This window comes from Stenotrophomonas sp. SMYL11, assembly GCF_036320005.1.
In the GTDB taxonomy this organism is placed as follows: Bacteria; Pseudomonadota; Gammaproteobacteria; order Xanthomonadales; family Xanthomonadaceae; genus Stenotrophomonas; species Stenotrophomonas maltophilia_A.
The window spans coordinates 618,048-643,084 of the sequence record NZ_JAWIRS010000002.1 but is presented as its reverse complement, the minus strand read 5'-3'; the positions used below and the strand labels follow the sequence as shown (position 1 = coordinate 643,084).

The 25,037-nt window shown below is 66.9% G+C and carries 26 protein-coding genes and 2 tRNA genes; 19 read left to right on the top strand and 9 right to left on the bottom strand.

What is annotated here, in order from left to right:
- Positions 1-21: 21 nt before the first annotated feature.
- Both V3B46_RS06865 and V3B46_RS06860 read right to left on the bottom strand, forming a co-directional pair.
- Entirely contained in the window at positions 22-1,533 is a 1,512-nt protein-coding gene (locus tag V3B46_RS06865; RefSeq protein WP_329891469.1) for a DUF6538 domain-containing protein, read from the bottom strand.
- Positions 1,534-1,616: 83 nt separating this feature from the next.
- Positions 1,617-1,709 (bottom strand) — tRNA-Ser (locus V3B46_RS06860).
- Between the two features lie 144 nt (positions 1,710-1,853).
- Here V3B46_RS06860 and dnaX point away from each other — a divergent pair.
- The 4 genes from dnaX (at position 1,854) to V3B46_RS06840 (ending at position 5,383) form a co-directional block, all read left to right on the top strand.
- Positions 1,854-3,908, top strand: coding sequence for a DNA polymerase III subunit gamma/tau (gene dnaX, locus V3B46_RS06855; protein WP_329891468.1), 2,055 nt, complete (start codon positions 1,854-1,856; stop codon positions 3,906-3,908).
- 6 nt (positions 3,909-3,914) lie between these two features.
- Entirely contained in the window at positions 3,915-4,235 is a 321-nt protein-coding gene (locus V3B46_RS06850) for a YbaB/EbfC family nucleoid-associated protein (protein ID WP_010483846.1), read from the top strand.
- A 121-nt stretch (positions 4,236-4,356) separates the two neighbouring features.
- Complete coding sequence (recR, locus tag V3B46_RS06845) at positions 4,357-4,956, top strand: recombination mediator RecR (protein WP_154262515.1); 600 nt, start codon at positions 4,357-4,359, stop codon at positions 4,954-4,956.
- Positions 4,957-5,023: 67 nt separating this feature from the next.
- The gene (locus V3B46_RS06840) at positions 5,024-5,383 is read left to right on the top strand and encodes a histidine triad nucleotide-binding protein (RefSeq protein ID WP_014036181.1); all 360 of its coding nucleotides are present in this window, start codon (positions 5,024-5,026) and stop codon (positions 5,381-5,383) included.
- Between the two features lie 89 nt (positions 5,384-5,472).
- Here the strand turns inward: V3B46_RS06840 and V3B46_RS06835 are convergent, their stop codons facing one another.
- Genes V3B46_RS06835 through V3B46_RS06820 form a run of 4 tightly spaced genes read right to left on the bottom strand, consistent with a single transcriptional unit; the run spans position 5,473 to position 9,839 of the window.
- Positions 5,473-6,000: a Slp family lipoprotein gene (locus V3B46_RS06835; RefSeq protein ID WP_005408301.1), complete on the bottom strand. Its 528-nt coding sequence runs from the start codon at positions 5,998-6,000 to the stop codon at positions 5,473-5,475.
- A complete protein-coding gene (locus V3B46_RS06830) occupies positions 5,997-7,946 on the bottom strand; it encodes a transglutaminase TgpA family protein (RefSeq protein ID WP_154262517.1) in 1,950 nt (649 codons plus the stop codon). The genes V3B46_RS06835 and V3B46_RS06830 overlap by 4 nt, the downstream gene beginning before the upstream one ends.
- On the bottom strand, positions 7,939-8,862 hold the full coding sequence (locus tag V3B46_RS06825) for a DUF58 domain-containing protein (RefSeq protein ID WP_329891490.1): 924 nt from the start codon (positions 8,860-8,862) through the stop codon (positions 7,939-7,941). Before V3B46_RS06825 ends, V3B46_RS06830 begins: the two co-directional genes overlap by 8 nt.
- Positions 8,863-8,885: 23 nt before the next feature.
- Positions 8,886-9,839, bottom strand: coding sequence for an AAA family ATPase (locus V3B46_RS06820; protein ID WP_043398214.1), 954 nt, complete (start codon positions 9,837-9,839; stop codon positions 8,886-8,888).
- Positions 9,840-9,881: 42 nt separating this feature from the next.
- Between V3B46_RS06820 and V3B46_RS06815 the strand changes: the two genes are divergently transcribed.
- Positions 9,882-11,717 (top strand): glycosyltransferase family 39 protein, encoded by a 1,836-nt coding sequence (locus V3B46_RS06815; RefSeq protein ID WP_329891467.1) that lies wholly within the window; start codon positions 9,882-9,884, stop codon positions 11,715-11,717.
- Positions 11,718-11,815: 98 nt separating this feature from the next.
- Here V3B46_RS06815 and V3B46_RS06810 read toward each other — a convergent pair whose 3' ends face one another.
- Complete coding sequence (locus V3B46_RS06810; RefSeq protein ID WP_329891466.1) at positions 11,816-12,385, bottom strand: Maf family protein; 570 nt, start codon at positions 12,383-12,385, stop codon at positions 11,816-11,818.
- A 113-nt stretch (positions 12,386-12,498) separates the two neighbouring features.
- Here V3B46_RS06810 and V3B46_RS06805 point away from each other — a divergent pair, with 113 nt between their 5' ends.
- The 14 genes from V3B46_RS06805 (at position 12,499) to V3B46_RS06740 (ending at position 23,894) form a co-directional block, all read left to right on the top strand.
- Complete coding sequence (locus V3B46_RS06805) at positions 12,499-13,008, top strand: YceD family protein (RefSeq protein WP_032127767.1); 510 nt, start codon at positions 12,499-12,501, stop codon at positions 13,006-13,008.
- Between the two features lie 107 nt (positions 13,009-13,115).
- Positions 13,116-13,310: a 50S ribosomal protein L32 gene (gene rpmF, locus V3B46_RS06800; RefSeq protein ID WP_004154640.1), complete on the top strand. Its 195-nt coding sequence runs from the start codon at positions 13,116-13,118 to the stop codon at positions 13,308-13,310.
- Between the two features lie 91 nt (positions 13,311-13,401).
- Positions 13,402-14,379: a beta-ketoacyl-ACP synthase III gene (locus V3B46_RS06795; RefSeq protein WP_329891465.1), complete on the top strand. Its 978-nt coding sequence runs from the start codon at positions 13,402-13,404 to the stop codon at positions 14,377-14,379.
- 77 nt (positions 14,380-14,456) lie between these two features.
- Entirely contained in the window at positions 14,457-15,239 is a 783-nt protein-coding gene (locus V3B46_RS06790; RefSeq protein WP_032127765.1) for a BUD32 family EKC/KEOPS complex subunit, read from the top strand.
- 167 nt (positions 15,240-15,406) lie between these two features.
- Positions 15,407-16,351: an ACP S-malonyltransferase gene (gene fabD / locus V3B46_RS06785; RefSeq protein ID WP_329891464.1), complete on the top strand. Its 945-nt coding sequence runs from the start codon at positions 15,407-15,409 to the stop codon at positions 16,349-16,351.
- Positions 16,352-16,433: 82 nt separating this feature from the next.
- A complete protein-coding gene (fabG, locus tag V3B46_RS06780) occupies positions 16,434-17,177 on the top strand; it encodes a 3-oxoacyl-ACP reductase FabG (RefSeq protein ID WP_004146899.1) in 744 nt (247 codons plus the stop codon).
- 152 nt (positions 17,178-17,329) lie between these two features.
- Positions 17,330-17,569 carry an acyl carrier protein gene (gene acpP, locus V3B46_RS06775; protein WP_005415509.1) on the top strand — a complete coding sequence of 80 codons (240 nt, stop codon included), beginning with the start codon at positions 17,330-17,332 and terminating at the stop codon, positions 17,567-17,569.
- A gap of 143 nt (positions 17,570-17,712) precedes the next feature.
- Entirely contained in the window at positions 17,713-18,975 is a 1,263-nt protein-coding gene (fabF, locus tag V3B46_RS06770) for a beta-ketoacyl-ACP synthase II (RefSeq protein ID WP_329891463.1), read from the top strand.
- A gap of 191 nt (positions 18,976-19,166) precedes the next feature.
- A complete protein-coding gene (locus V3B46_RS06765) occupies positions 19,167-20,531 on the top strand; it encodes an aminodeoxychorismate synthase component I (protein ID WP_154262525.1) in 1,365 nt (454 codons plus the stop codon).
- A gap of 144 nt (positions 20,532-20,675) precedes the next feature.
- Entirely contained in the window at positions 20,676-21,737 is a 1,062-nt protein-coding gene (gene mltG / locus V3B46_RS06760) for an endolytic transglycosylase MltG (RefSeq protein WP_329891462.1), read from the top strand.
- Positions 21,734-22,399: a dTMP kinase gene (gene tmk / locus V3B46_RS06755; protein ID WP_049400648.1), complete on the top strand. Its 666-nt coding sequence runs from the start codon at positions 21,734-21,736 to the stop codon at positions 22,397-22,399. The genes mltG and tmk overlap by 4 nt, the downstream gene beginning before the upstream one ends.
- Positions 22,396-23,352, top strand: coding sequence for a DNA polymerase III subunit delta' (locus V3B46_RS06750; RefSeq protein ID WP_054171118.1), 957 nt, complete (start codon positions 22,396-22,398; stop codon positions 23,350-23,352). Before tmk ends, V3B46_RS06750 begins: the two co-directional genes overlap by 4 nt.
- Positions 23,349-23,702, top strand: a complete 354-nt coding sequence (locus tag V3B46_RS06745; protein ID WP_004146965.1) for a PilZ domain-containing protein — start codon at positions 23,349-23,351, stop codon at positions 23,700-23,702. The genes V3B46_RS06750 and V3B46_RS06745 overlap by 4 nt, the downstream gene beginning before the upstream one ends.
- A 117-nt stretch (positions 23,703-23,819) precedes the next feature.
- Positions 23,820-23,894: transfer RNA gene (locus V3B46_RS06740), tRNA-Val, on the top strand.
- Between the two features lie 84 nt (positions 23,895-23,978).
- Here the strand turns inward: V3B46_RS06740 and V3B46_RS06735 are convergent.
- Positions 23,979-24,542, bottom strand: a complete 564-nt coding sequence (locus V3B46_RS06735; RefSeq protein WP_154262531.1) for a hypothetical protein — start codon at positions 24,540-24,542, stop codon at positions 23,979-23,981.
- A 52-nt stretch (positions 24,543-24,594) separates the two neighbouring features.
- Positions 24,595-25,002, bottom strand: a complete 408-nt coding sequence (locus tag V3B46_RS06730) for a hypothetical protein (protein ID WP_329891461.1) — start codon at positions 25,000-25,002, stop codon at positions 24,595-24,597.
- Positions 25,003-25,037: the final 35 nt, after the last annotated feature.

Sequence of the window (25,037 nt, the reverse complement as noted above, 5' to 3'; positions counted from 1 at the left end):
AAGCAACGATCGCCTTGAGGTCTATTTGCCTCTTGAAGTCGGCGCACGCTTCCGCGCGGCTGCGGAAGCCGCAGGCTTGCGGCCCGGTGTGCTGGCCCGCCGCCTGCTTACGGCGGCCGTAAGCAATGGCCGCAGCGCGTCCAAGTCCAAACCGTAGGCCAGCACCGACAGCCCCGGCGACTTCCCCGCGCCGTTGAGTTTCTCGGCAGCCGTGAAGGCGCGCGAGTAGGTCGCGTGGTGTTCGTCTTCCAACTCGTGCCCGACTAACTGCGCTCGCAGTTCCGAGGACACCCCGGCGCCTTGTAGTTCCTGAATGACGGTCTTGCGCAACGAATGAAATCCACGCTTGGCTTCTGGCCAGTCCTTGCCGGTCGTGCCGAGGTAGTAGCCGAACGCCTTGCTTATCCAGTTGCCCGCGCCGTTTTTAGCGGTTGCGGACGCTTGCGGGAAAATCCGCCAATCGCCACGGCCGCGCAGGCCGTCCACATAGTCGAGGAAACCGAGCGCCTGCAGGTCGGCATGGATGGGCACCACGCGGTTAGAGGCTTCCGTTTTGAGTTTCTGGTCCTCGCCGTCGTCGGTGATACGGATGGCCGGCACCCCGTCTACCGCTGCCACGTCCACGGTCAACAGTTGCCCCACTTCCGAGGCGCGGGCGCCCGTGTAAAGCCCCAAGAGCGCCGCCCAGCGTGCTCCCGGCGACAGCCGCGCAAAGTTCTCCGGGGCGTAGAGCGTGCGCACCTGTTCGAGGTCGAACGCCTTGAAGCCATGTTTCTTGCGCTGGCGCTTTTCTTTAGTCGTGTAGCGGATATGGCCCTTGGCCGGGTTGTCGCCGACTGGGTAGTAGCCGGAGGCCATCGCCCAAGCAAAGAAGCCGCCGGCGCCACCGAGATAGGATTGCTTATTGAAGATGGTCGGCGTAGCCGCGCCACCGTCGCGCAGGTGCTGGTAGAAGCGGGCGAGGTCGGGCCGGGCGATGGCGTGGACCGGCTTGCTCGCGCCGAGGTAGTCCACCAGTGCGGCAATGGCCGCGCGCTTGATGGTCAGCGTCTTTGCCGCGGTTGTGGCCTCGATGCTTTTTAGCCAAGCGTCGCGGGCCTTGGCTAGCGCGATGGTTTCGGCGACGGGGGGCGGGGTTGGCGCTTCGGCAACGGCGGCGCGTGGTGCGTAGTCCATGCGTCCGATGGCTTCCAGCGCCTCCAGGGCGCGGGCGTGGTCGGCGGCGTCCTGGGCCTGTATCCGCACCCCGCTGGGCATGGTGATTTCGTAGCGCTTCGCGCCGTTCTCGGCCACGCTGCGCAAGACTTCATCGACCGTGATTTTCTTCTCCATGCCATGCCCCCGTAGTGCGCTGAAGGCGTCAGCATAGCGAGCCGACAAGTCGAGCGCGGCAAGCCTTGCGGTCAGCAGGTCATGGCCTAGGCTGCGCTTGATGAAGGCGCGCCCGACGGTGCGCCGCAGGTCAGCAGGGACGCGCATGCGAAACACGAAACGACCCGACGCGGTGCGGGTGAGGTAGTGCGGAAAGGCCATCGGAGTTGTGCCCCGATTTGTGCCCTGCCCGCGATTTCTCTGCCAAGAAAAAACCCCTGAAAAATCAGGGGTTTGCGTATGCTTGGCGGAGAGAGGGGGATTCGAACCCCCGAAGCGCGGTTTAGACGCTTACACACTTTCCAGGCGTGCTCCTTCAACCACTCGGACACCTCTCCGGATCCCTGCCATCGGCAAACGCCTCAGCAGGGGCGCAGATTCTAGCGGGCTGCGCGGCACTTCACAAGCACCCCAGCCAGGAACCTGCGAAGGACGTGCCGGAGGCGAGGGGGCTGGACAGGCATGGCACAATGGAACATCCGATGGAAAACGGTGGCCTGATGTCCTATCTCGTCCTTGCCCGCAAGTGGCGTCCGAAGCGTTTTGCCGAGCTGGTGGGCCAGGAACACGTGGTCCGTGCGCTCAGCAACGCGCTGGACAGCGGCCGGGTCCACCATGCGTTCCTGTTCACCGGTACCCGCGGCGTGGGCAAGACCACCATCGCGCGCATCTTCGCCAAGTCGCTGAACTGCGAGCAGGGCACCAGCGCCGACCCGTGCGGCCAGTGCGCGGCCTGCCTGGACATCGACGCCGGCCGCTACATCGACCTGCTGGAAATCGACGCCGCGTCCAACACCGGCGTGGATGACGTGCGCGAGGTGATCGAGAACGCGCAGTACATGCCCTCGCGTGGCAAGTACAAGGTCTACCTGATCGACGAAGTGCACATGCTGTCCAAGGCGGCGTTCAACGCGCTGCTGAAGACGCTGGAGGAGCCGCCGGAGCACGTGAAGTTCCTGCTGGCCACCACCGACCCGCAGAAGCTGCCGGTCACCGTGCTCAGCCGCTGCCTGCAGTTCAACCTCAAGCGACTGGACGAGGATCAGATCCAGGGCCAGATGACCCGTATCCTTGCCGCCGAAGAGATCGAGGCTGACGGCAGCGCCATCGTGCAGCTGGCCAAGGCCGCTGATGGCAGCCTGCGTGACGGCCTGTCGCTGCTGGATCAGGCGATCGCCTATGCCGGTGGCGCGCTGCGCGAGGACGTAGTGCGCACCATGCTGGGCACGGTCGACCGCACCCAGGTGGCAGCGATGCTCGATGCGCTGGCCGAGGGCGATGGCCCGCGCCTGTTGCAGGTGGTGGCTGCGCTGGCCGAATTCTCGCCGGATTGGAGCGGCGTGCTGGAAGCGCTGGCCGAAGGCCTGCATCGCATCCAGGTGCAGCAGCTGGTACCGGGTGCTGCAGCGGCTGCCGAAGGCCTGGACGCGACAGGGTTCGCCGAACGCCTGCGTCCGGAAGTGGTGCAGCTCTGGTACCAGATGGCCCTGAATGGCCGTCGTGACCTGCCGCTGGCGCCTAGCCCGCGCGCGGGCTTTGAAATGGCCGTGCTGCGCATGCTGGCGTTCCGCCCGGCCGCGTCGGTCCCGCCGGTGCCGAAGTCGATGGAAGGTGCAGGCAATGCGCCGGGTGGCAATGCTACCGGTGGTGGCAGCGGTACGGGTACCCACGAAGCGACGCCGGCGGCTGCCGCCACTTCGGCAAGCCCGGCCCCGGCGACGCAGGTGGCCGCGCCGTCCCAGGCCGCGCCGCGCGAACCTGAACCCGAACCTGAGCCGGCCCCACGACCCGAACCGGACCCGACCCCGGAGCCCGAGCCGGTTCCGGTGGAAGAGCCCGTGTCGCCGCTGCCGGTGAAGGCCGAAGTAGCGGCGCCGGCATCCGTTGAAGCCGAAGCGGGCGACGACCTGCCGCCGTGGACCACAGACGAAGCCGAGGCGCGTGACGAGGCGCTGGCGGCCGAGATGGCTGGGCCGGACGCCGCCATGGTGGCGCCCTGGCATGAGCCGCCGGCTCCCGTCGCGGTTCCCAGCGAGCCTGCGCCGCCCGAGCGTCCGTTCCGCACTGAAGGCATTGCCATCGCGCCGGCCGAGCCGGTCCCGGCACGTGATGCCGTGCCACAGGAAGGTGTCAGCGACCTGGCCAGCGCCGAGGATTGGCTGGATCTGGTCGCCAACAGCGGCTTGAGCGGCCCGTCGCGGCAGCTGGCGGCCAACGCAGCCTTCATCAGTTGCCAGCACGGGACCTTGAAACTGGGCCTTTCGCCCGGATTTGAATATCTGCGCTCGGAGCGCGCGCTGGCCGCCCTGGGCGAGATGCTGGAGAAGGCCCTCGGCCAGGCGCCGAAGATCGTGGTCGAGACCGTGGAAACCGAACACGTTCCGGCCGAGACCCTGCACCAGCGTGCCGATCGCCAGCGTGGCGAGCGGCAGCAGGTGGCAGAGGCTGTTTTCATGGACGATCCGGAAGTGCAGGTGCTGATCCAACAGCACGGCGCCCGGGTTGTTTCCGATTCCATCCGTTCTTTTGACGAGTAAGACACTATGCGCGGCAACATCGCCCAACTGATGCAGCAGGCCCAGAAGATGCAGGAAAACCTGCAGAAGGCCCAGGAAGAAATCGCCAGGATCGAAGTGACCGGCAGCGCCGGTGGCGGCATGGTCAGCGTGACCCTGACCGGCGCCAAGGAATGCCGCAAGGTGCGCATCGACCCGTCGCTGGCCAGCGACCCGGAGATGCTGGAAGACCTGATCGCCGCCGCCTTCAACGATGCCTCGAACAAGATCGATGCCGAGTCGAAGTCGAAGATGGGTTCGGCCACCGCCGGCATGCAGCTGCCGCCGGGCATGAAGCTGCCGTTCTGATGTTCGGTGGGGCGCCTGTCGTAGAGTCGAGCTTGCTCGACTTTACCGGGTCCTTCAGTCGAGCAAGCTCGACTCTACTCATACCCGTCGGGCATGCCCGGCACGATCGAAGCGCCCTGCCGTGTCCGCACCCCTGCTTGAACAATTGATCGACGCACTGCGGGTGCTGCCTGGCGTGGGCCAGAAGACGGCGCAGCGCATGGCCTACCACCTGCTCGAGCGCGAGCGCGAAGGTGGCCAGCGCCTGGCCGAAACCCTGGCGCTGGCGGTGGAGCGCATCGGCCACTGTGCGCAATGCCGCGATTTCAGCGAAACCGAGTTGTGCCCGACCTGTGCCAACAGCAGCCGCGAACGCAGCCAGCTGTGCGTGGTCGAATCGCCGGCCGACCGCCTGGCCATCGAGAACGCCACCGGCTTCCGCGGTGTCTACTTCGTGCTGCAGGGGCGGCTGTCGCCGCTCGATGGCATCGGCCCGCGTGAACTGGGCCTGGAGCAACTGGAGCAGCGCCTGGCCGAAGGTGAGGTGCAGGAGCTGATCATCGCCACCAGTGCCACCGTCGAAGGCGAAGCCACCGCGCACTACCTGGCGCAGCTGGCGCGCGCGCGCAAGGTGCAGCCCAGCCGGCTGGCGCAGGGCCTGCCGCTCGGCGGCGAGCTCGAATACGTTGACCGCGGCACGCTGTCGCACGCGTTCGGGACCCGCAGCGAATTCCGCGATTGAGCGAAGGCCGGGTATGGCCTGGCGCGGGCGGCCTACAATGCGGGCGACATTCCCGCCGAGGCCGACCATGAGCAACGAAACCCTCTTCAGCAAGATCATCCGTCGCGAGATCCCGGCCACCATCGTCTACGAGGATGACGAGGTGCTGGGCTTCAAGGACATCGCACCGCAGGCGCCGGTGCACGTGCTGTTCATTCCGAAGAACGAGATCATTCCGACCCTGGATGACCTGCAGCCGTCGCAGGCGCACCTGATCGGCAAGCTGGCGCTGGCTGCCGCCGAGTACGCGCGCCGCGAGGGCTTCGCTCAGGATGGCTACCGCATCGTGATGAACTGCCGCGAGCATGCCGGTCAGACCGTGTTCCATATCCACATGCACCTGCTGGCCGGTGCGCCGCTGGGGCATTTCGGTACCCCGGGGCGTTGAGCGCCGGGCATCCACCCATGGTGTGGTTCCATTGAACAAAAAAAGGCCGCCCGAGGGCGGCCTTTTCCGTCATGCCTGTGCGGCGACGATCACCACCAGCCCCAACGGCCGTAGCCGCCCCAGTACGGGCCGTACGGACCCGGGCCCCACGGACCATAGGGATAGGGCACCACGTCGACCTGACGCTGTTCCGGCCACAGGTAGATCACATCGGCCGACAGCTTCGGCAGGCGGTAGTCGTATTCGCCGATGCGGGTGTTCTGGTAGCCGTCGATCTTGCCGATGAAGGTCACGTCACGACCGGCTTCGAACACCGCCGGGTCGTAGAAGCCGGCACGGCAGGCGATGAAACGACCGTCGCTGGCATCGGACGAGGTGGTGTTCGGGCGGCCACTGCCATTGAGCGGGCGCGAGATGATCTGGAAGCAGGTCTCGCCCTGGCCGGGCTTGGTTTCGATGATGCGACCGCCCCAACGGACCGGCGTGCCGACCTGCTGGGTAGCGACCGAATCGCGAGGGGAGACCAGGCTGAACTGTCCCTGCAGCGGCTTGGGGGCCGTGGCGCAGGCCGACAGGGCCAGCGTGGCCACAGCGGTGAGAAGGAACTTGGTGTTCATGGGGAGGCTCCGGAAGTCGGGCGATGCCTGCGCAGGTCCCGCAATAATGAAGCGAGGTCGGTGCAAGTTCCAGCGTAACGCGCATCAGCGAAACGCTGGCTGAGCGCGAGCAGGGCCGGGTCAGGACGCTGCCGGTGTACGCGCTGTGCCCAGTCCTGGGCGGTTTCGTGCGGTTCACGGGCCAGGCCGAGGCGGGCGAAGCGCCGTCCGAGCCGGTGCCAGGCGCGCAGCAGCGGGTCGCGTTCGCGCTCGCCACGGGCCAGCAGCCAGGCCATCCACGCCAGCGCCAGCAGTGCGGCCACCACGAAGCCAGCGACCAGCTGCCCGGGGCCCAGATCGTCCAGCCCGAACGGCTTGAGCAGCTGTTGCTGGCGACGCGCATCGAAAGACAGCACCAGGTCGTTCCAGCCGCGGCGCAGCCAGTCGCCCATCTGGCCCAGCTGCAGCCAACGCTGCTGCAGTGGCGTGTCCGTGCCGGCCTGCAGGCGGTCATCCAGTGTGTCCAGGATGCGTTCCGGTGCCACGGCTGCGGTCGGGTCGACCCGGACCCAGCCGCGCTGCGGCAGCCACACCTCGGCCCATGCGTGGGCATCCATTCGCCGCACTACCCAGTAGTCGCCGATGCGGTTGCGGGTGCCGCCGGCGAAACCGGTCACCACCCGCGCCGGGATGCCGGCGTTGCGCATCAGCACCACGAAGGCCGAGCTGAAGTGTTCACAGAAGCCGGCCTTGTAGCCGAACAGGAACTCGTCGATCGGGTCGCGTCCCGCCGCAGGGGTGTCCAGCGTGTACGAGAAGTCGGTGGTGATCCACTGCAGCGCGCGGCGCACGATGGCCTCGTCATCGCTGCCAGCCTCCTGTCGCCATTGCTGCGCCAACGTGGCGGTGCGCGGGTTGAAGCCGGTCGGCAGCTGCAGCGTCACGCGGCGCAGATAGGGCGACAGCGTGCTGTCGAAGCGCAGTGGAGGGGCCGAATGCAACCGCCACCGGCTGAGCGAGGCCAGCGGGCGTTCGCTGCTCAGGCTCATGTCCGCATCCAGCATGCTGCCTGCAGGCGCGCGGCTGGGCAGGTCCAGCGCCACCAGCTGGCGGCGGTCGGTGGGCTCGTAGTCGATCTGGTAATCCCAGCCCTGTGTACTTGCTTCAACCACCGCAGCAGGCCGTCGCGCGCTGGCGCGGTCGCGTGTCCAGCGCCGTCCATCAAAGGCAGTCAGTACAGGGCCGCGCCAGTAACGCTGCGCCGGCTCGGGTGGAGTGCCGAAGAACTGCACGCGCAGCGCCGGGCTGTCGTCGGCCATCAGGTCCAACCACTGGCCGGGCTCCATGCTGTCAGACAACCCCGGCGTACCCACGGCGCGCTCGGGAACACCCCACAGTGGCGTGGCCAGGCGCGGGAACAGCCAGAAGCAGGCCAATGCCAGCGGCAGGCCGATCGCCAACAGGCGGCCGACACCATGCAGCTGCCCGCGCAGCGGCAGGCGGCCAGCATGACCTTCATCCTGGGCCAGGCGTTGCAGCGCGATCAGTGCGCTGCCCCCGGCCAGCGCGGCCAGTGCGGTTGTCAGCGGCCCTTGGTCGAGCAGGAATGCTGCAAAGGGCGAAAACAGCGCGAAGCCGAGCAGGCTGCGGGCATCACGCAGGCTGCGCAGCTCGCTGGACTTGATCGCCAGCATCGCGGCCAGCAGTGCGCAACCGGTATCGCGCCCGGGGCGCACCATGCCCATCTGCCAGACGATGGCGCCGAGCATGCCCAGCACCAGCAGCAGGCGTACCGGCATTGGCAACACTGTCCGCCACGACAGGGCGGCGGTGATGATCGCCGCCAGCGCGATCACACCAGCCAGCAGTGATGGCAGCTGCAGCAGCAACGGCAACAAGGCCAGCGCCGCGCTGGCCAGGGTCCAGTTGCGGGCATTGCGGTCGAGCAGGGCCGGGGTCTCAGTCATGCGGCATCAACGCCAGCGCGCGCAGGCACAGGTGATGGTGGCTGGCGCCCTGACCGGGTCCGAACGGCTGGTGTGCAGGCAGCAGCAGGGTGTAGCGGCGGCCTTCGCGCTCGGCCACATCCACCCAGCGCGCCAATCGAGCAATGCGTGCTTCATGGCCCAGCGGCGCCAATGCGCGCCAGTCGAGGATCACTTCGATGCCGACCGGCTTTTCGTACTCGCGCACCAGCAGGCTGTCGCGGCGAGCCGAGTGCTTCCAGGAAATGCTGCGCGGCGCATCGCCTGCCCGGTAGGGGCGTAGCTGATGCAGTTCCTCGCCGCTGGCATGGGCGCGGGTGTGCAGCGGATCGCTGCCGCTCTCCGGCAGGGCAGGCGCCACGGCTTCAGCCAGCGGGTAGACCAGCAGCGGCTGTTCCGGCCACACCCACGACCACGCCCGCACCAGGCCCAGCGGCTGGGTGGTGGACAGTCGGATGCGCGGCAGTTCCAGCCAGCCACGGCGTTCGCTGGGAACGTCCAGTTCCACTTCGCCACGGCCGTGCGCAGGCAGCGAGGTCCAGGCGTTGCTGTCACCCAGCTGCAGATGAAGGCCGTGCCGCGCACGCGGGTCACGCAGTGAGAGGTCCACGCGCAGACGCAACGGTTGCCCGGCCGCTACCGGCTCGGCGGAGATCGCATCGATCTGCACGCCGGACAACTGGAGATGCGCGGCAATGGCACTGGCGATTGCTGCTGCCGCGAGCAGCAGGGCCAGCAGCAGCGCCGGGTTGTTGTTGTAGTTCAGTGCGCCCAGCAGCATGGCCGCCAGCAGGGTGGCAACGAACAGGCCGAAGCGGGTGGGCAGCACATAGATGCGATGGCGGTCCAGCCGCCTCGGCAAGGTTTCGGGCCTGCGTGGCCGAGCCAGCAGCTGCATGCGTGCCCAGCGTGTGGCCACGCTCAGTCCACCGCGACGGTCTGCAGGATCGCGCGCGCCAGTGCCGGACCCGAACTGGATTCGGCTTCCGCCACCAGTCGGTGACCGGCCACCGCCACGAACAGGGTCTGCACGTCTTCGGGCACGACATGCCCGCGACCCAGCAGCAGGGCATGTGCCCTGGCCGCACGCAGCAGGGCCAGGCCTGCACGCGGTGACAGGCCGACGCGCACGCCGGCGTGCTGGCGGCTGCGGGTCAGCAGGGCCTGCACATAGTCGATCAGCGCGTCGCTGGCATGCACCTGGTTCACTGCGTCGCGCAGCGCGCGCACCTGGGTGTCATCCAGTTTCGGTACGGCACGCGCGATCAGGTCGCGGCGGTCGCTGCCACGCAGCAGTTCGCGTTCGGCCTGGGCACTGGGGTAGCCCATCGCCAGACGCAGCAGGAAGCGGTCCAGCTGCGAATCCGGAAGCGGGAAGGTGCCGGACAGGTCCACCGGATTCTGCGTAGCGATCACGAAGAACGGGTCGGGCAGCGGATGCGTCTGTCCGTCCAGCGTGACCTGTTGCTCGGCCATCGCTTCCAGCAACGCGCTCTGCGTGCGCGGTGGTGCGCGGTTGATCTCGTCGGCCAGCAGTACGTGGGTGAACACCGGGCCGGGATGGAACTGGAACTGCCGGCTGCCGGCTTCATACACCGACACGCCCAGCACATCGGCGGGCAACAGATCGGAGGTGAACTGCACGCGCTGGAAGCTGAGGCCGAGGCTGCTGGCCAGCGCATGCGCCAGCGTGGTCTTGCCCAGGCCGGGCAGATCTTCGATCAGCAGGTGACCGCCGGACAGCAATGCGACGAACGCCAGCCTGACTTCCGGCACCTTGCCCAGTACCAGTGCGTTCACCTGATCCTGTGCCTCCCGCAGGGCCTGACGCAATTGATCGGTTAGCATGCTGGGGTTGGGGGACGAAGCTGGCATGATCGTCTCAGATCTGGAATCCACTCGATTATCCATAGAGCAATGCAAGGCGAACAGCGCGCACGGACGATATTTCTCTGGTTATGGACGCTGGTCACAGCGGCCAAGCTAATCGTTGCCGCGCGCTTGCCGCTGTTCGTCGACGAAGCGTTCTATTGGCAGGAAGGCCAGCATCTGGCCGCGGCCTATTCTGATCTGCCCGGGTTGACCGCCTGGCTGGCCCGCCTGGGCGTGGAGATCGGCGGTCATCACGTGCTTGCGCTGCGCCTGCCGTTCCTGGCCATCGGTGCGCTGTTGCCGCTGCTGGTGGTGCGCACGGCCACGCGCTGGTTCGGGAATGTGGCTGGTTGGCAGGCGGGCAGCCTCACGCTGTTGATGCCGTTGTCGGCGACGCTGGGCCTGCTGGCGGTACCCGACGTGCCGATGGCGCTGGCGGCGGTGATCTGCCTGCACGCCGGTGCGCGCCTGCTGCACAACGTGGATGCCTCCTCGGCGATGAAGCTGGCGCTGGGCCTGCTGATCGGTGCACTCAGCCACTACCGTTTCATCGGTGTCATCGGCGTCGGTTTCATCGCGCTGCTGGCATTGCCGCAGGGGCGGCGCATGCTGGCCGATCCGCGCGTGTGGGTGGCACTGGCGGTGGGCGTGCTGGCATGGCTGCCACTGCTGGCGTGGAATGCGGACAACCACGATGCCGGTCTGAAATTCCAGGTGGTCGAGCGCCATCCCTGGGCCTTTGAATGGGGCGGGCTGTGGTTCCTGGTGATCCAGCCGATGCTGGTGACGCCGATCCTGTGCATGGCGATGTGGAAGGTGGCGCTGGCAGGAACCCGCAGCGGTGGCGGTGCGCGCGTGCAGTGGCGCTATTTCGGCCTGGTGGGCGGCGTGTCCACGCTGGGCATTTTCGTGCTTGGCTTCTTCACTGACGTCGAGCGGATCAGTTTCCATTGGCCGCTGCCGGGCTACCTCGCACTGCTGGTGGCGGTGCCGGTAGTGCTCAACGGCTGGCCGCGCTGGCTGCGCCGCACCGGCTGGTGGCTGGCAGGCGCGGGCATGGTGCTGGCGTTCGGCTACTACCTTATGGCATCCACCCCGGCACTGCGCGAGCAGATGGCCGGCAGCAAGTACTACCCGCGCAATTTCGCCGGCTGGCAACCACTGGCCGTAGCGGTCCATGAAGAGCTGCGGCAGATGCCGGAAGGGACGCGCGTGCTGGCCGGCAACTTCAAGGTTGGCGCCGAGCTGGGCTTCCAGCTGGGCAATGGCAACATCGAGGTGCTGCCGCATCCGCTCAATGACAAGCATGGCCGCACCGCGCAGCTGGCACAGTGGGGCCTGCTGCATGAGGGCGAGCGCACGGCGCCGATGCTGCTGGTGCTGTCACCCAGCGACCAGCGCTATCGCGAACTGCTGGAGCGCTATCACGCCATCTGCGATCAGGTGGGGTCGATGCCTGCGCCACGCGTGGTCAGCAGTGATCACGGGTTCCAGCGCTTCCTGTTGTTCCGCCTGCCGGTGCAGCGCGCGCAAGGGCCGTGCGTGACGCCGGCGATGGCGTGGCTGGATGCGCCGTCCAATGGCGAGAAGGTGTCCGGCACGTTCGCGATCAAGGGCTGGGCGTTCAAGGATGGCGTCGGCCTGGCACGCGTCGAAGTGCTGGTCGATGGCCGTTCCATCGGTGACGCCCGCTATGGGCGTGTGTTCGACGTGCGCCACACCTGGCCGGACAGCACCGATCCGCAGCACCCGGCGGTGGGCTTCGACGCATCGCTGGATACCACCACGCTGGCGCCGGGCAGGCATTGGCTGGGCCTGCGCCTGTATGGCCGCGATGGCAGCGTGGAGCAATGGCAGGAGCAGCCGTTCGAGGTCCGTTGAGGCCTCTGCTTTTGTAGAGTCGAGCCATGCTCGACTGCTTTTTCCGGGTCGCCTGCCATCTACAGCAGAAGCAGGCGAGCATGGCTCGACGCTACAGTTCAGGGCACCTCGAACCCCGCCTGGCGCAGCAGGCCGCACAGCGCAATCAATGGCAGGCCGACCAGCGCGGTCGGGTCGCGGTTGTCGATGGCGTCGAACAGGCTGATGCCCAGGCCCTCGCATTTGAAGCTGCCGGCGCAGTCCAGTGGCTGCTCGTTGGTCACGTAGCGGGCGATCTCGTCCGGTTCCAGTGCGCGGAAGCAGACGTTGGTCAGATCGACGGCCGTGAATGATTCTCCATCACGGGTGAGACAGACGGCGGTGTGGAAGCGCACGGTCTGCCCGGACATCGCTGCCAGCTGCGCGCAGGCGGCCTCGGCCGTACCGGGTTTGCCCAGCGGTTGGCCGTTCAGGTCCGCGACCTGGTCCGAGCCGATCACCCAGGCGCCCGGATGGAGGGCAGCCACCTCGGCGGCCTTGGCCGCAGCCAGGCGCGTGGCCAGAGCCCGCGGCGCTTCGCCATTCAACGGGGTTTCATCCACCTCCGGGCGCGCGCAGTCGAAGGCAAGGCCCAATCGCTGCAGCAGTTCGCGGCGGTAGCGGGAGGTGGAGGCCAGGACCAGTGACATGCGAGAATACCGGGGCAGGGCGCGGCAGTCTGGCGTGTCCGCAGCGCCAGCGGCAAGTCCTGTATGGCGGGCATTTGACAGCCGCCGCCCCGATCCTTAGTATTCAGCGGCTTATGTCCGCGAACGTGCCCGAAACGCTGGATGCCTGGCGGATGGTTGTAGCGCGAAGGCGCTTCGACGGTCAGGTGTCCCTGGCTGAATTGACCCGCCTGCAGGGGTTGGTCGCAGATACCGACGGTGAGTGCAATTACTCGCTTGAATTCGGTCGCGACGACGTCTTGCGGGTATCCTATGTGGAATTGACCATCGACACCGCGTTGCCGCTGACCTGTCAGCGCAGCATGCAGCGATTCCTGTTGCCGGTGAAGATGACCCAGAGGCTTGGCCTGATCCGCGACGAGGACGAGGAATCGTCCCTGCCGGAGGAGTACGAGGCGTTGCTGGTGCCGGAAGACGGCCAGCTGCGTCCGCTGGACCTGGTCGAGGACGAGCTGGTGCTGGCGGTGCCTGTGGTGCCGCTGTCGCCCGACGGTGAAGCAGTCGACAAGGACTGGGCGCCGAGCGAAGAAGAAACAAAGCAGGCCAACCCGTTCGCGGCGTTGGCGGCACTGAAGAAACAATAGCAGCCGGATTGTCGTCGGCGGCTGCGGCGAAAGCGAAAGTGTGCTGGGCGCTGGCGTCCTGCGCGACGATACGACGAAGCAAAACGAACCGAGTTTGGAGCAATCCCATGGCTGTGCAGAAATCCCGTGTCACCCCGTCCCGCCGCGGCATGCGTCGTGCGCATGACGCCCTGAGCGCCAAGCAGCTGTCGACCGACCCGACCACCGGCGAAGTGCACCTGCGTCACCACATCACTGCCGATGGTTTCTACCGCGGCAAGAAGGTCATCCAGACCAAGACCTCGGCCGTCGAAGAAGATTGATGTGCCGGGAAGGCCGCTGCCTCCGGGCAGCGGCCTTTGCCTTCTTTCCCGGGTGTGCCGGTGATCGGCGGCCCGCGCAACAGGAAACATGATGAGCAAGCGGATCTACTCGAGGATCGCGGGCACCGGTAGCTATTTGCCGGAAAAAGTCCTGACCAACGCCGACCTGGAAAAAATGGTCGAAACCTCGGATGAGTGGATCCAGTCGCGCACCGGCATTCGTGAGCGGCACATCGCGGCCGAAGGCGAAACCACCAGCGACCTTGGCTACAGCGCCGCCCTGCGCGCGCTGGAAGCCGCAGGCATCGACGCCTCGCAGCTCGACATGATCGTGGTCGGCACGACCACCCCTGATCTCATTTTCCCGTCCACCGCGTGCCTGATCCAGGCAAAGCTCGGTGTGGCCGGGTGCCCCGCCTTCGACGTCAACGCCGCCTGTTCGGGCTTCGTGTTCGCGTTGGGCGTGGCCGACAAGTTCATCCGCTCCGGCGACTGCAGGCACGTGCTGGTGATCGGCACCGAAACGCTGACCCGCATGGTCGACTGGAACGATCGCACCACCTGCGTGCTGTTCGGCGATGGCGCTGGCGCTGTCGTGCTCAAGGCCGACGAAGACACCGGCATCCTCAGCACCCACCTGCATGCCGATGGCAGCAAGAAGGAGCTGCTGTGGAACCCGGTTGGCGTTTCGACCGGCTTCAAGGACGGCGCCAATGGCGGCGGCACCATCAACATGAAGGGCAACGACGTGTTCAAGTACGCCGTCAAGGCGCTGGACTCGGTCGTGGACGAGACTCTGGCTGCCAACGGTCTGGACAAGTCCGACCTGGATTGGCTGATTCCGCACCAGGCCAACCTGCGCATCATCGAAGCCACCGCCAAGCGCCTGGACATGTCGATGGACCAGGTCGTGGTCACCGTCGACAAGCACGGCAACACCTCGTCCGGCTCGGTACCGCTGGCGCTGGACGCCGCCGTGCGCTCGGGCAAGGTCGAACGTGGCCAGCTGCTGCTGCTGGAAGCCTTCGGCGGCGGCTTCACGTGGGGTTCGGCTCTGCTGCGCTATTGATAGTGCAAGTTACGACAACGTGAAGCTTTGTCGTTGCGGCCCCTCTGGGGCCGTAACGCGTTTAAGGAGGACCTGTCATGGTTGAGCCCATCGTCATCGAAGGGCAACGTGCCTGGCTGAAGCAGTACGGCAAGGGAAGCCGCGCGCTGGCCCTTGGCCTGCTCAATTTTGTTGCCCGTCGTTTTCATCTGGATGCCCTGCGCCCGCCGCCGCACCGTGGTGGTGACGCCGCACGCGAAACCGAAGCCCGTCGCCTTGCAGAACTGCAGGCGCAGGGCGTGAACGTGCCCGATGTGCTGGGCACCGGCCATGCTGCGCTGGTGATCGGCGACAACGGCAGTTCGTTCAATACCTGCCTGCGCGAAGCCGACGAGGCCGGTCGCGACCGCCTGGTGATGGCGGCCATGCTGGCCATTGCCGCAGCGCATGCGCGCGGCGCCTATTTCGGTCAGCCGTTGCCGCGCAATCTCACCTGGGATGGCGAGAAGGTCGGTTTCATCGACTTCGAGGAAGATCCGCTGGAAGTGATGGATCTGTCCGAAGCGCAGGCCCGCGACTGGCTGATGTTCGGCTATGGCGTGGCCAAGTACTACGCCGACCGCCCCGAGCACCTGCAGGCGATGATGGCCGAGGCGATGGGCGATGCGCAGGCGCCGGTGCGAGAGCACGTGCACGCGGTCACTGGCCGCCTGCGCAGCCTGGCCCGGGTCTGCATGAAGCTGGGCCGCTCGGCGCGCGCGCTGGCCCACTCCATCTTCATCGCCCATGGCGCCAGCACCGCTGGCGTGCTGATGCTGGTGGGCCTGTGCGTGGATTTCCTCGCCGACGGCGATCTGGACGTCCTGCAGCTCTTCTGCTGATCAGTGGCCGGAGTCAAATCCCTTTTCCCATGGAGAGGGATCTGGCTCCGGATCTCCAGCGCGTTGCGACCGCCATTCACCATACGCGTGCATACGCGCACGTACAGACGACACGGCATGTTCCCCCTTATCATGGCCCGCTTCGATTGCAACAAGCGGATGACCGCGTGACCGTATCCACCCTCGCTTTTGTCTTCCCCGGCCAGGGCTCGCAGTCTGTGGGCATGGTGGCCGAGCTGGCTGAACTGCACCCGCAGGTGCGTGAAGCCTTCACCGAGGCATCCGATGGTGCCGGCGTCGACCTGTGGGCGCTGTCCCAGGGTGGCCCGGAGGAAATGCTCAACCGCACCGAATACACCCAGCCGGCCCTGCTGGCCGCAAGCATCGGCGTGTGGCGCGCCTGGAACGCCGTGGGCGGTCCGCGCCCATCGGTGCTGGCCGGTCACAGCCTGGGCGAGTACACCGCCCTGGTCGCCGCTGGCGCGCTGAGCCTGCATGACGGTGCGCACCTGGTGCGCCTGCGCGGCCAGCTGATGCAGGAAGCCGCACCGGCCGGCGTCGGTGCCATGGCCGCCGTGCTCGGCGCCGAGGACCAGCTGGTGCTGGACGTCTGTGCCGAAGCCGCAGGCAGCCAGGTGGTGGTGCCGGCCAACTTCAATTCGCCGGGCCAGATCGTGATCGGTGGCGACGCCGACGCGGTCGACCGTGCGCTGGCGCTGCTGGCCGAGAAGGGCGTGCGCAAGGCGGTCAAGCTGGCCGTGAGCGTGCCCTCGCACACCCCGTTGATGCGCGAAGCCGCCAACCGCCTGGCCGAAGTGATGGCCGGCCTGGCCTGGCAGGCGCCGCAGCTGCCGGTGGTGCAGAACGTCGACGCCAAGGTGCATGACGGCATTGACGCGATCCGTACCGCGCTGGTCCAGCAGCTGTATCAGCCGGTGCAGTGGACCGGGTGCGTGCAGGCGCTGGCTGGCGGTGGCGTCACCCGGATCGCCGAGTGCGGCCCGGGCAAGGTGCTGACCGGCCTGGTCAAGCGCATCGACAAGGCCATCGACGGCCGTTCGCTGGCCACGCCAGGCGACTTCGAAGCCGCCCGCGAGGCATGGTCGGCCTGATCCCCCTTGTTCCTGCCGACCGTACCGGTGGCCGCTGCAAGCGGTACGGGTACGGCGGCCGTCCCAGCCTGAGGAAAACATCATGAGCAAGCCCCTGCAGGGTGAAATCGCACTGGTCACCGGCGCCAGCCGTGGCATTGGTGCCGCCATCGCCGATCTGCTGGCCGCCCAGGGCGCCACCGTCATCGGCACCGCCACCACCGAATCCGGCGCTGCCGCGATCGGTGAGCGCCTGGCCGCCCACGGTGGCCACGGCCGCGCGCTGAACGTCACCGACGCCGCCGCGCTGGACAGCGTGCTCGATGGCATCGCCAAGGAATTCGGTCCGATCTCGATCCTGGTCAACAATGCCGGCATCACCCGCGACAACCTGCTGATGCGCATGAAGGACGAGGACTGGGCGTCGATCATCGACACCAACCTGACCAGCGTGTTCCGCACCAGCAAGGCGGTCATGCGCGGCATGATGAAGGCGCGCAAGGGCCGCATCATCAACATCGCATCGGTGGTGGGCGTGACCGGCAATGCCGGCCAGGCCAACTATGCCGCGGCCAAGGCCGGCATCATCGGCTTCAGCAAGTCGCTGGCCAAGGAAATCGGTTCGCGCGGTGTCACCGTCAATGTTGTCGCACCCGGCTTCATCGACACCGACATGACCAAGGCGTTGCCGGAAGAAGCGCGTACCGCGCTGATCAACGACATCGCCCTCGAACGCCTGGGTTCGCCGGAGGACATCGCCCATGCGGTGGCCTTCCTGGCCGGCCCGGCTGCCGGTTACATCACCGGCGAAACCCTCCATGTGAACGGTGGCATGTACATGCCGTAAGCAAGGGGCGCAGGGATTGCGCCGCAAGTGGTTGATCTGCGAAGGTTTTTGCTGCAATGCAAGGCCGCGCCGGTTTCCACTACACTATCCCACGGCCATCGCCTTTGATGGCGACCACTTTTGAACCACAACTCCATCTGGAGCGAGATCCCATGAGCACCATCGAAGAACGCGTCAAGAAAATCGTCGTCGAACAGCTTGGCGTCAAGGAAGAAGAAGTCACCAACAGCGCATCGTTCGTCGATGACCTGGGCGCTGACTCGCTGGACACCGTCGAGCTGGTGATGGCCCTGGAAGAAGAATTCGAGTGCGAGATCCCGGACGAAGAAGCCGAGAAGATCAGCACCGTGCAGGCCGCCATCGACTACATCAAGGCCCACGTCAAGGCCTGATGCCAGACGGCAGTGCGCGTGCGGGCTCACGCTCGCCGCGCACCGCACCCCATGGGGCCGCTGTTGCGGCCCCGTGTGTTTGAGCATCACACCGAAGCAAACCGAGTTGCCCGTTGAAATCATCCGGGCCAGGAGAATCAGCAATGAAGCGTCGCGTCGTCGTAACCGGCCTGGGTATCGTCTCGCCGTTGGGCAATGATCTGGCCAGCAGCTGGGAAGGCATCACCCAGGGTCGTTCGGGCATCGGTCCGCTGACCAACGTTTCTGATGCCTATCTGGATCGGTTCACTACCAAGATTGCAGGTGAGGTCAAGGGATTCGACATCACCGCCGACAATGAACTGTTCGGCAAGTTCCGGGTCAGCGGCAAGGATGCCAAGAAGATGGACCCGTTCATCCATTACGGCCTCGGTGCCTCGTTCATGGCCCTGCACGACTCGGGCCTGGAGATCACCGACGCCAATGCCGAGCGCATCGGCGCCATCGTCGGCGCCGGCATCGGCGGCCTGCTCGGCATCGAAGAGCAGACCATCGAGTTCCACGAGGGCAAGAAGATCTCGCCCTTCTACGTGCCCAAGACCATCATCAACATGCTGCCGGGCCAGCTGAGCATCATCACCGGCCTGAAGGGCCCGTCGTTCTCGGCGGTGTCTGCGTGCGCGACCTCGAACCATTCGATCGGCACCGCCATGCGCATGATCCAGTACGGCGATGCCGACGTGATGGTGGTCGGTGGTGCCGAGCGTGGCTCGTCGCCGACCGCACTGGGCGGCTTCTGCGCGATGAAGGCCATGAGCACCCGCAACGATGCCCCGGAACAGGCCTCGCGCCCGTGGGACAAGGACCGTGACGGCTTCGTGCTGGGCGACGGCGCCGGCATCCTGATCCTGGAAGAGTACGAGCACGCCAAGGCACGTGGCGCGAAGATCTACTGCGAACTGGCCGGCTTCGGCGCCAGCTCCGACGCGTACCACATGACCGCACCGAGCGAGAACGGCGAAGGCGCCGCCCGCTGCATGGTCATGGCCATGAAGGACGCCGGCGTGACCCCGGAACAGGTGGGCTACCTCAACGCGCACGGCACCTCCACGCCGCTGGGCGACCTGGGCGAGACCATGGCGATGAAGACCGCCTTCGGCGACCACGCCTACAAGATGATGGTCAGCTCCACCAAGTCGATGACCGGCCACCTGCTCGGCGCTGCCGGCGGCGTGGAGGCGATCTTCTCGGTGATGGCGCTGCAGGACAACGTCATCCCGCCGACCATCAACCTGCAGCAGCCGGGCGAAGGCTGCGACCTGGACTACGTGCCCAACGAGGCGCGCCAGGCCAAGGTCGACGTGGTGATGTCCAATGGCTTCGGCTTCGGCGGCACCAACGGCACGCTGGTCTTCAAGCGCGTCTGACCGGTGCGGTAGGTTGTAGAGTCGACTGTTGGTCGACTGCTCTTCGCGGGAAGCCAAATTCCCGCGCTGCGCGCGATAGTCGACTAACAGTCGACTCTACCGTTCGGCGTCCGGAAAATCGGATCAACGCCGTGCACCACGGAGCCGCCGCAAGGCGGCTTCCGTGCATCTGAATCCCCGAACTGGCCGCCATGACCCACGCACCTCTGATCCACCCGCTGCCGCACCCGATCGATCTGCTGGCCCTGCAGCAGCACGACCCGTCGCGCTTCCCGCTGCTGATGGAATCCACCGCCTCGGGCACCGCCCAGGGCCGCTGGAGCCTGCTGCTGGCCGCGCAGGGCGATAGCCTGCGGCTGGATGCCGATGGCCAGGTGCGCGACCAGCATGCTGCGGTGCAGGCCGGCAGCTTCCTGCAGGTGCTGGACCGTGCCTGGCAGCGCGAACGCCTGCCGCATGATGGCAGCCACAGCCTGCCGTTCCGCGGTGGCTGGGCGTTGATGCTGGATTACGAAGTGGCCAGCCAGATCGAACCAGTGCTGCCGGCGCGCGCACGCGCGGACGGCCGCCCGACCGCGCTGGCACTGCGCTGCCCGGCCGCGGTGCTGCACGACCATCAAAACGAGGCCAGCTTCGTCATTGCCGAAGCTGGCGAGCAGGCGTTGCTGGATGCGCTGGTGGCACTGGCCTCGGCCGCGCTGCCCGAAGCCGGGCAGGGCTGGCAGCCGCCGCAGTCGGTGGGCGAGGATGCACCGCAGCGCTTCACCGACGGCGTGCGCCGGGTGATCGAGTACCTGCGTGCCGGCGATGTGTTCCAGGTGAACCTGTCACGGCGCTGGAGCGCGCAGTTCGCCGCGCCGGTCAGTCCGCAGGCGCTGTACGCACAGCTGCGCCGCGCCAACCCGGCACCGTTCGCCGGCCTGTTCAGCGCGCACGGCCGCCATGTGGTCAGTTCCTCGCCAGAGCGGCTGGTGTCGGTGCATGCCGGCCATGCGCAGACCCGGCCGATTGCCGGCACGCGTCCGCGGTTTGAAGGCGATGACGATGCCGCGCGCATCCAGGAGCTGGTCGGCCATCCCAAGGAGCGTGCCGAGCACGTGATGCTGATCGACCTGGAACGCAACGACCTGGGCCGCATCTGCCTGCCCGGCACCGTGGTGGTCGATGAGTTGATGACCGTGGAGAGCTACGCGCATGTGCACCACATCGTCAGCAACGTCAGCGGCCACCTGCGGCCGGAGGTCACTCCCGGCGAGGTGATCGCCGCCACCTTCCCCGGCGGCACCATCACCGGCTGCCCCAAGGTGCGCTGCATGCAGATCATCAGCGAGCTGGAGCAGGTACCGCGTGGTGCCTATACCGGTGCGTTCGGCTGGCTGAACCGCGACGGCGACCTGGACCTGAACATTCTGATCCGCACCGCTGAAGTGGATGGCCACGAGGTGAGCTTCCGCACCGGCGCCGGCATCGTGGTCGACTCGGATCCGGACAAGGAACTGGACGAGACCCGCGCCAAGGCCCGCGGCCTGCTGCGCGCGCTGGGCCAGCAGGGGTAGTGCAGGCCGCTGGCCGGCAACCCCATTCCCCCACGGTGGGTGCCGACCTTGGTCGGCACGGATGCGGATGTCTGCCACCCCGGTCATGACCCCAATCCACCGGCACGGTATCCTGCACGACGGAATCGAGTTCTGAGGTAGTCCATGGCGGGAGCCAAGCGCGGGTGTCTGTTCGTGGTAACGCTGGTGGTGGTGCTGGCCGCCGTCGTGGCCGGCGCGGGCGCGTGGTTCTTCTACCAGCAGACCCGGTTCGCCGACGCCCCCATCACCCCGTCCGCCGAGAGCATGGTCATCGCCAGTGGCGATGGCATGAACAGCGTGCTGCGCAAGCTGCGCGACGCCGGCGTGGACGAGGGCCAGGACACCCAGTGGCAGCTGTTGGCGCGCCAGCTTGATGCCGCCGGCAAGCTGAAGGTGGGTGAGTACGCGCTCAGCGGCGACCTGACCCCGCGCGAGCTGCTGCTGCGCATGCGCGCCGGCAAGGTGCTGCAGCACCGCGTCACCATCATCGAAGGCTGGAACATCCGCCAGCTGCGTGCCGCGCTCAAGCGCGCCGAGCCGCTGCTGCACACCACCGACAACCTCGATGACGCCGCGCTGATGCAGCGTCTCGGTTTCGGTGGCCAGCATCCGGAAGGCCGCTTCCTGCCGGAGACCTACGTTTACCAGCGCGGTGACAGCGACCTGGACGTGCTCAAGCGTGCCCATGGCGCGATGGAAAAGGCGCTGGATGAAGCCTGGGAAAGTCGTGCGCCGGACCTGCCGATCAACACGCCCTACGAACTGCTGACGATGGCATCGATCATCGAGAAGGAAACCGCGTTGGCCAGCGAGCGCCCGCAGATTGCCGGCGTGTTCATGCGCCGCCTGAAGATCGGCATGCGCCTGCAGACCGATCCCACTGTCATCTACGGCATCGGCGCTGCGTATGACGGCAACATCCGCCGCCGCGACCTGACCACCGATACGCCCTACAACACCTATACCCGTGCCGGCCTGACACCGACCCCGATCGCCATGCCCAGCCGCGATGCGCTGATGGCGGCTGCACAGCCGGCACCGGGCGACGCGCTGTACTTCGTCGCCGTGGGCGATGGCAGTGGCGCGCACGTGTTCTCGCCCAGCCTGGACCAGCACAACGCCGCAGTGGCCCGCTACCTGCAGCAGCTGCGCCAGCAACGTACCCAGGAGACCCCGGCGCAATGAGTCCCGCGCTGCTTCGCCACCCGCGTTTCGTCAGCCTGGAAGGCGGCGAGGGCGCGGGCAAGACCACCGCCATCAATGCCATCCGTGACTGCCTGCGCAGCCACGGTCATGAGGTGGTACTGACCCGCGAGCCGGGCGGTACGCCGCTGGCCGAGCGCATCCGTGGCCTGGTGCTGAAACCCGATGCCGAGATCGCCGCCGAACCGCTCAGCGCCGAAGCCGAGCTGCTGCTGGTGTTCGCCGCACGCGCGCAGCATGTGCGCCAGGTGATACAGCCGGCACTGCAGCGCGGCGCCTATGTGCTGAGTGATCGCTTCACCGATTCCAGCTATGCCTACCAGGGCGGTGGCCGTGGCCTCGACCCGCAGTGGATTGCCGATCTGGAACGTCGCGCGGTGGGCCTGCTGCCGGGCCTGACCCTGCTGCTGGACGTGGACGTGGCAGTAGGCCGCGCACGCGCCAATGGCCGTGACCTGTGGCCGGACCGCATCGAGAGCGAACAGGATGATTTCTTCCAGCGCGTGCGCGAAGTGTTCCGCAGCCGCGCACAGCAGGACCCGCAGCGCTTCGCGCTGATCGACGCCGGCCAGGTGCAGGCGCGTGTAGCGGCCGATGTGGTCGCGCAGGTCGAGCGCTGGCTGCAGGATGGGGAGGGCGCATGAGTACGTTCTCGCCGTGGCAGCAGCGCGCGTTCGATCAGACCGTGGCCGCGCTCGATGCCGACCGGCTCGGCCATGGCCTGTTGATCTGCGGCCCGGCCGGGCTGGGCAAGCGCGAAGTGGCGTTGGCATTGGCCGACCACGTGCTGGCTCGCGGTGATGCCGCGCATGCCACGCGCACGCGCCAGCTGATCGCCGCCGGCACCCATCCTGACCTGCAGCTGGTCAGCTTCATTCCGAACAAGAGCGGCGACAAGCTGCGCACCGAGATCGTCATCGAGCAGGTGCGCGAGATCACCGACAAGCTGGCGCTGACCCCGCAGTATGGCGTGGCGCAGGTGGTGATCGTCGACCCCGCCGATGCGATCAACCGCTCGGCGGCCAACGCGCTGCTGAAGACGCTGGAAGAGCCGCAGCCCGGCCGCTACCTGTGGCTGATCAGCAGCGACCCGGCGCGCCTGCCGCAGACCATCCGCAGCCGTTGCCAGCGCCTGGAATTCAAGTTGCCGCCGCAGCACGAAGCGCTGGCTTGGCTGCAGCAGCAGGGCCATAGCGAAGCATCGGCGCGCGAAGCGCTGGACGCGGCGCGCGGCCACCCCGGCCAGGCTGACAACTGGCTGCGCGAAGATGGCCTGAGCCTGCGCCGCGAAGTGGGCCGCGAACTGGAACAGCTGGCCGCCGGCAAGACCGGCGCGGTGGAGCTGGCGCAGAAGTGGTGCGGTGATGACAACGCAGCGCTGCGCCTGCGCTTCGCGGCCGACCTGGCGCTGGCCCAGGCCAGCACCGATGCCTTGACCACGCCGGAGCGATTGCACAAGCTTGCAGCCTGGTTCGATGCGGCCAACCGCACCCGCGACCTGCTGCGCACCACGGTGCGTGCAGACCTTGCCGTGGTCGAGTTGCTGCTGGCCTGGAACAAGGTGAACGAGCGGCCTGCCGCAAGGGGAAATCGATGAGTGCCAGCAACGCCCGCCAGGGCATCCTGTCCCTGGCCGTGAAGGACAAAGCCGCGCTGTACAGCGCGTACATGCCATTCGTGAAGAACGGCGGCATCTTCGTGCCCACGCCCAAGCGCTACTTCCTGGGTGACGAAGTGTTCCTGCTGCTGACCCTGCCCGATTCCAGCGAGCGCCTGCCGGTGGCCGGCAAGGTGATCTGGGTGACCCCGGCCGGCGCGCAGGGTAACCGCACCGCCGGCATCGGCGTGCAGCTGGCAGACGGTGCCGAAGGCGAGGGCGTGCGCCACAAGATCGAGACCCTGCTGGCCGGCCTGACCAGTTCGGACAAGCCGACCCATACGATGTGATCCCGGTGGCGCCGGGCCATGCTTGGCTGCATGCCCCGAAACACCCGTGAACACGAATGTGAAAAACTGTTGACGGCCTCTGAAAAGCCCCTATAATGAGCGGCTCAGCAACACACCGGGCGGTTAGCTCAGCGGTAGAGCATTGCCTTCACACGGCAAGGGTCACAGGTTCGATCCCTGTACCGCCCACCATGTTGCAGAACGAAAGAAGCCTCCAGCAATGGGGGCTTTTTTGTTGCCGGTGATTCCGTAGTGCCCGCCGAAGCGATCACCGTTTCAGCCGAGGTCCTCCAGCAGCTCGCGCGCGATCATCGCCGTTGCACCCAGCAGGTCGTGACTGCTGCCGGCCCGCACCACAACCGCCAGCAGGCTACGGCCCACCTCGGCATTGCCGCTGGTCAGCTCCATCTCGCCTTCAAAGCACAGATCGGACAACCATTCGTGGGCTTGCTGCAGCCCGCGCTTGCGGACACGGCGGAACTCCGCGAGCAACTTCGCCTGGCCGGCCTCCTGCGCCCCATCGGCAAGCAGGCCGATGGCACCGCCGTGCGCCGCGCGCCAGATGGCCGGCAGCGGGCGACCGTTCGCATCCACCACGTCCGCCGAGAACTGCGCGCAGTACATCTCGTAGCGCTTGCCCGCCGTGCTGCTGGGCGCGATGCCGGCCTCGGCCAGCAGGCGTTCGGCTTCATCCAGTTTGCTGAACTTCAAGCGCAGCAGTGCAGGGCGGCTCAGTTGTTGTGCCAGCGCGTGCTGGTTGGCGGCGAACCAGACGTTCCAGCCCACGCTTGCGCGGCCTTCCAGTGCGGCCTTGAAGTACTCCAGGTGTTCGGCGTCCATTGCGGTCTCCTGCGCTCCCTGCGCGATTGTAGCGGGAGCGTATCCGGGCCGGTCAGGCGTCACCGCTGGAGAGGCAATGATGTGCCTCGCGCACCAGTTGTCGTGCGGCCACGATCAGCCCGTCGGTGTGGAAAGCGCCCAACTGTTCGTCCGGGGCGCCTTCGTTACGCGAGCGGTCGGCGGCCTGCAGCAGATCGAGCACTGCGCTGAGCCCAGACATCGAACGGCGAAGCGAGGCGTGGTTGCTGGCACCGAGGGTGAGGCTGTTGCACGGCTGTCCGTCATCGCCGTCGGCGCGACTGATGGCATTGAGGCAGGCGAAGAAGGCAGGCGATTGCAGGGGCAGATTCTGTTCGTTCAGGGCGGACTCGATCTCGCGTGCGAGGTCATCGGGCACTTCGGCGGCTACGCCGCCGATAAGCGCGTGCAGGCGGGGATGGATGGCGGTGCGGCTGGTCATGGCGAAACCCTCACTGGCGTAGGGCCACCTTCCGG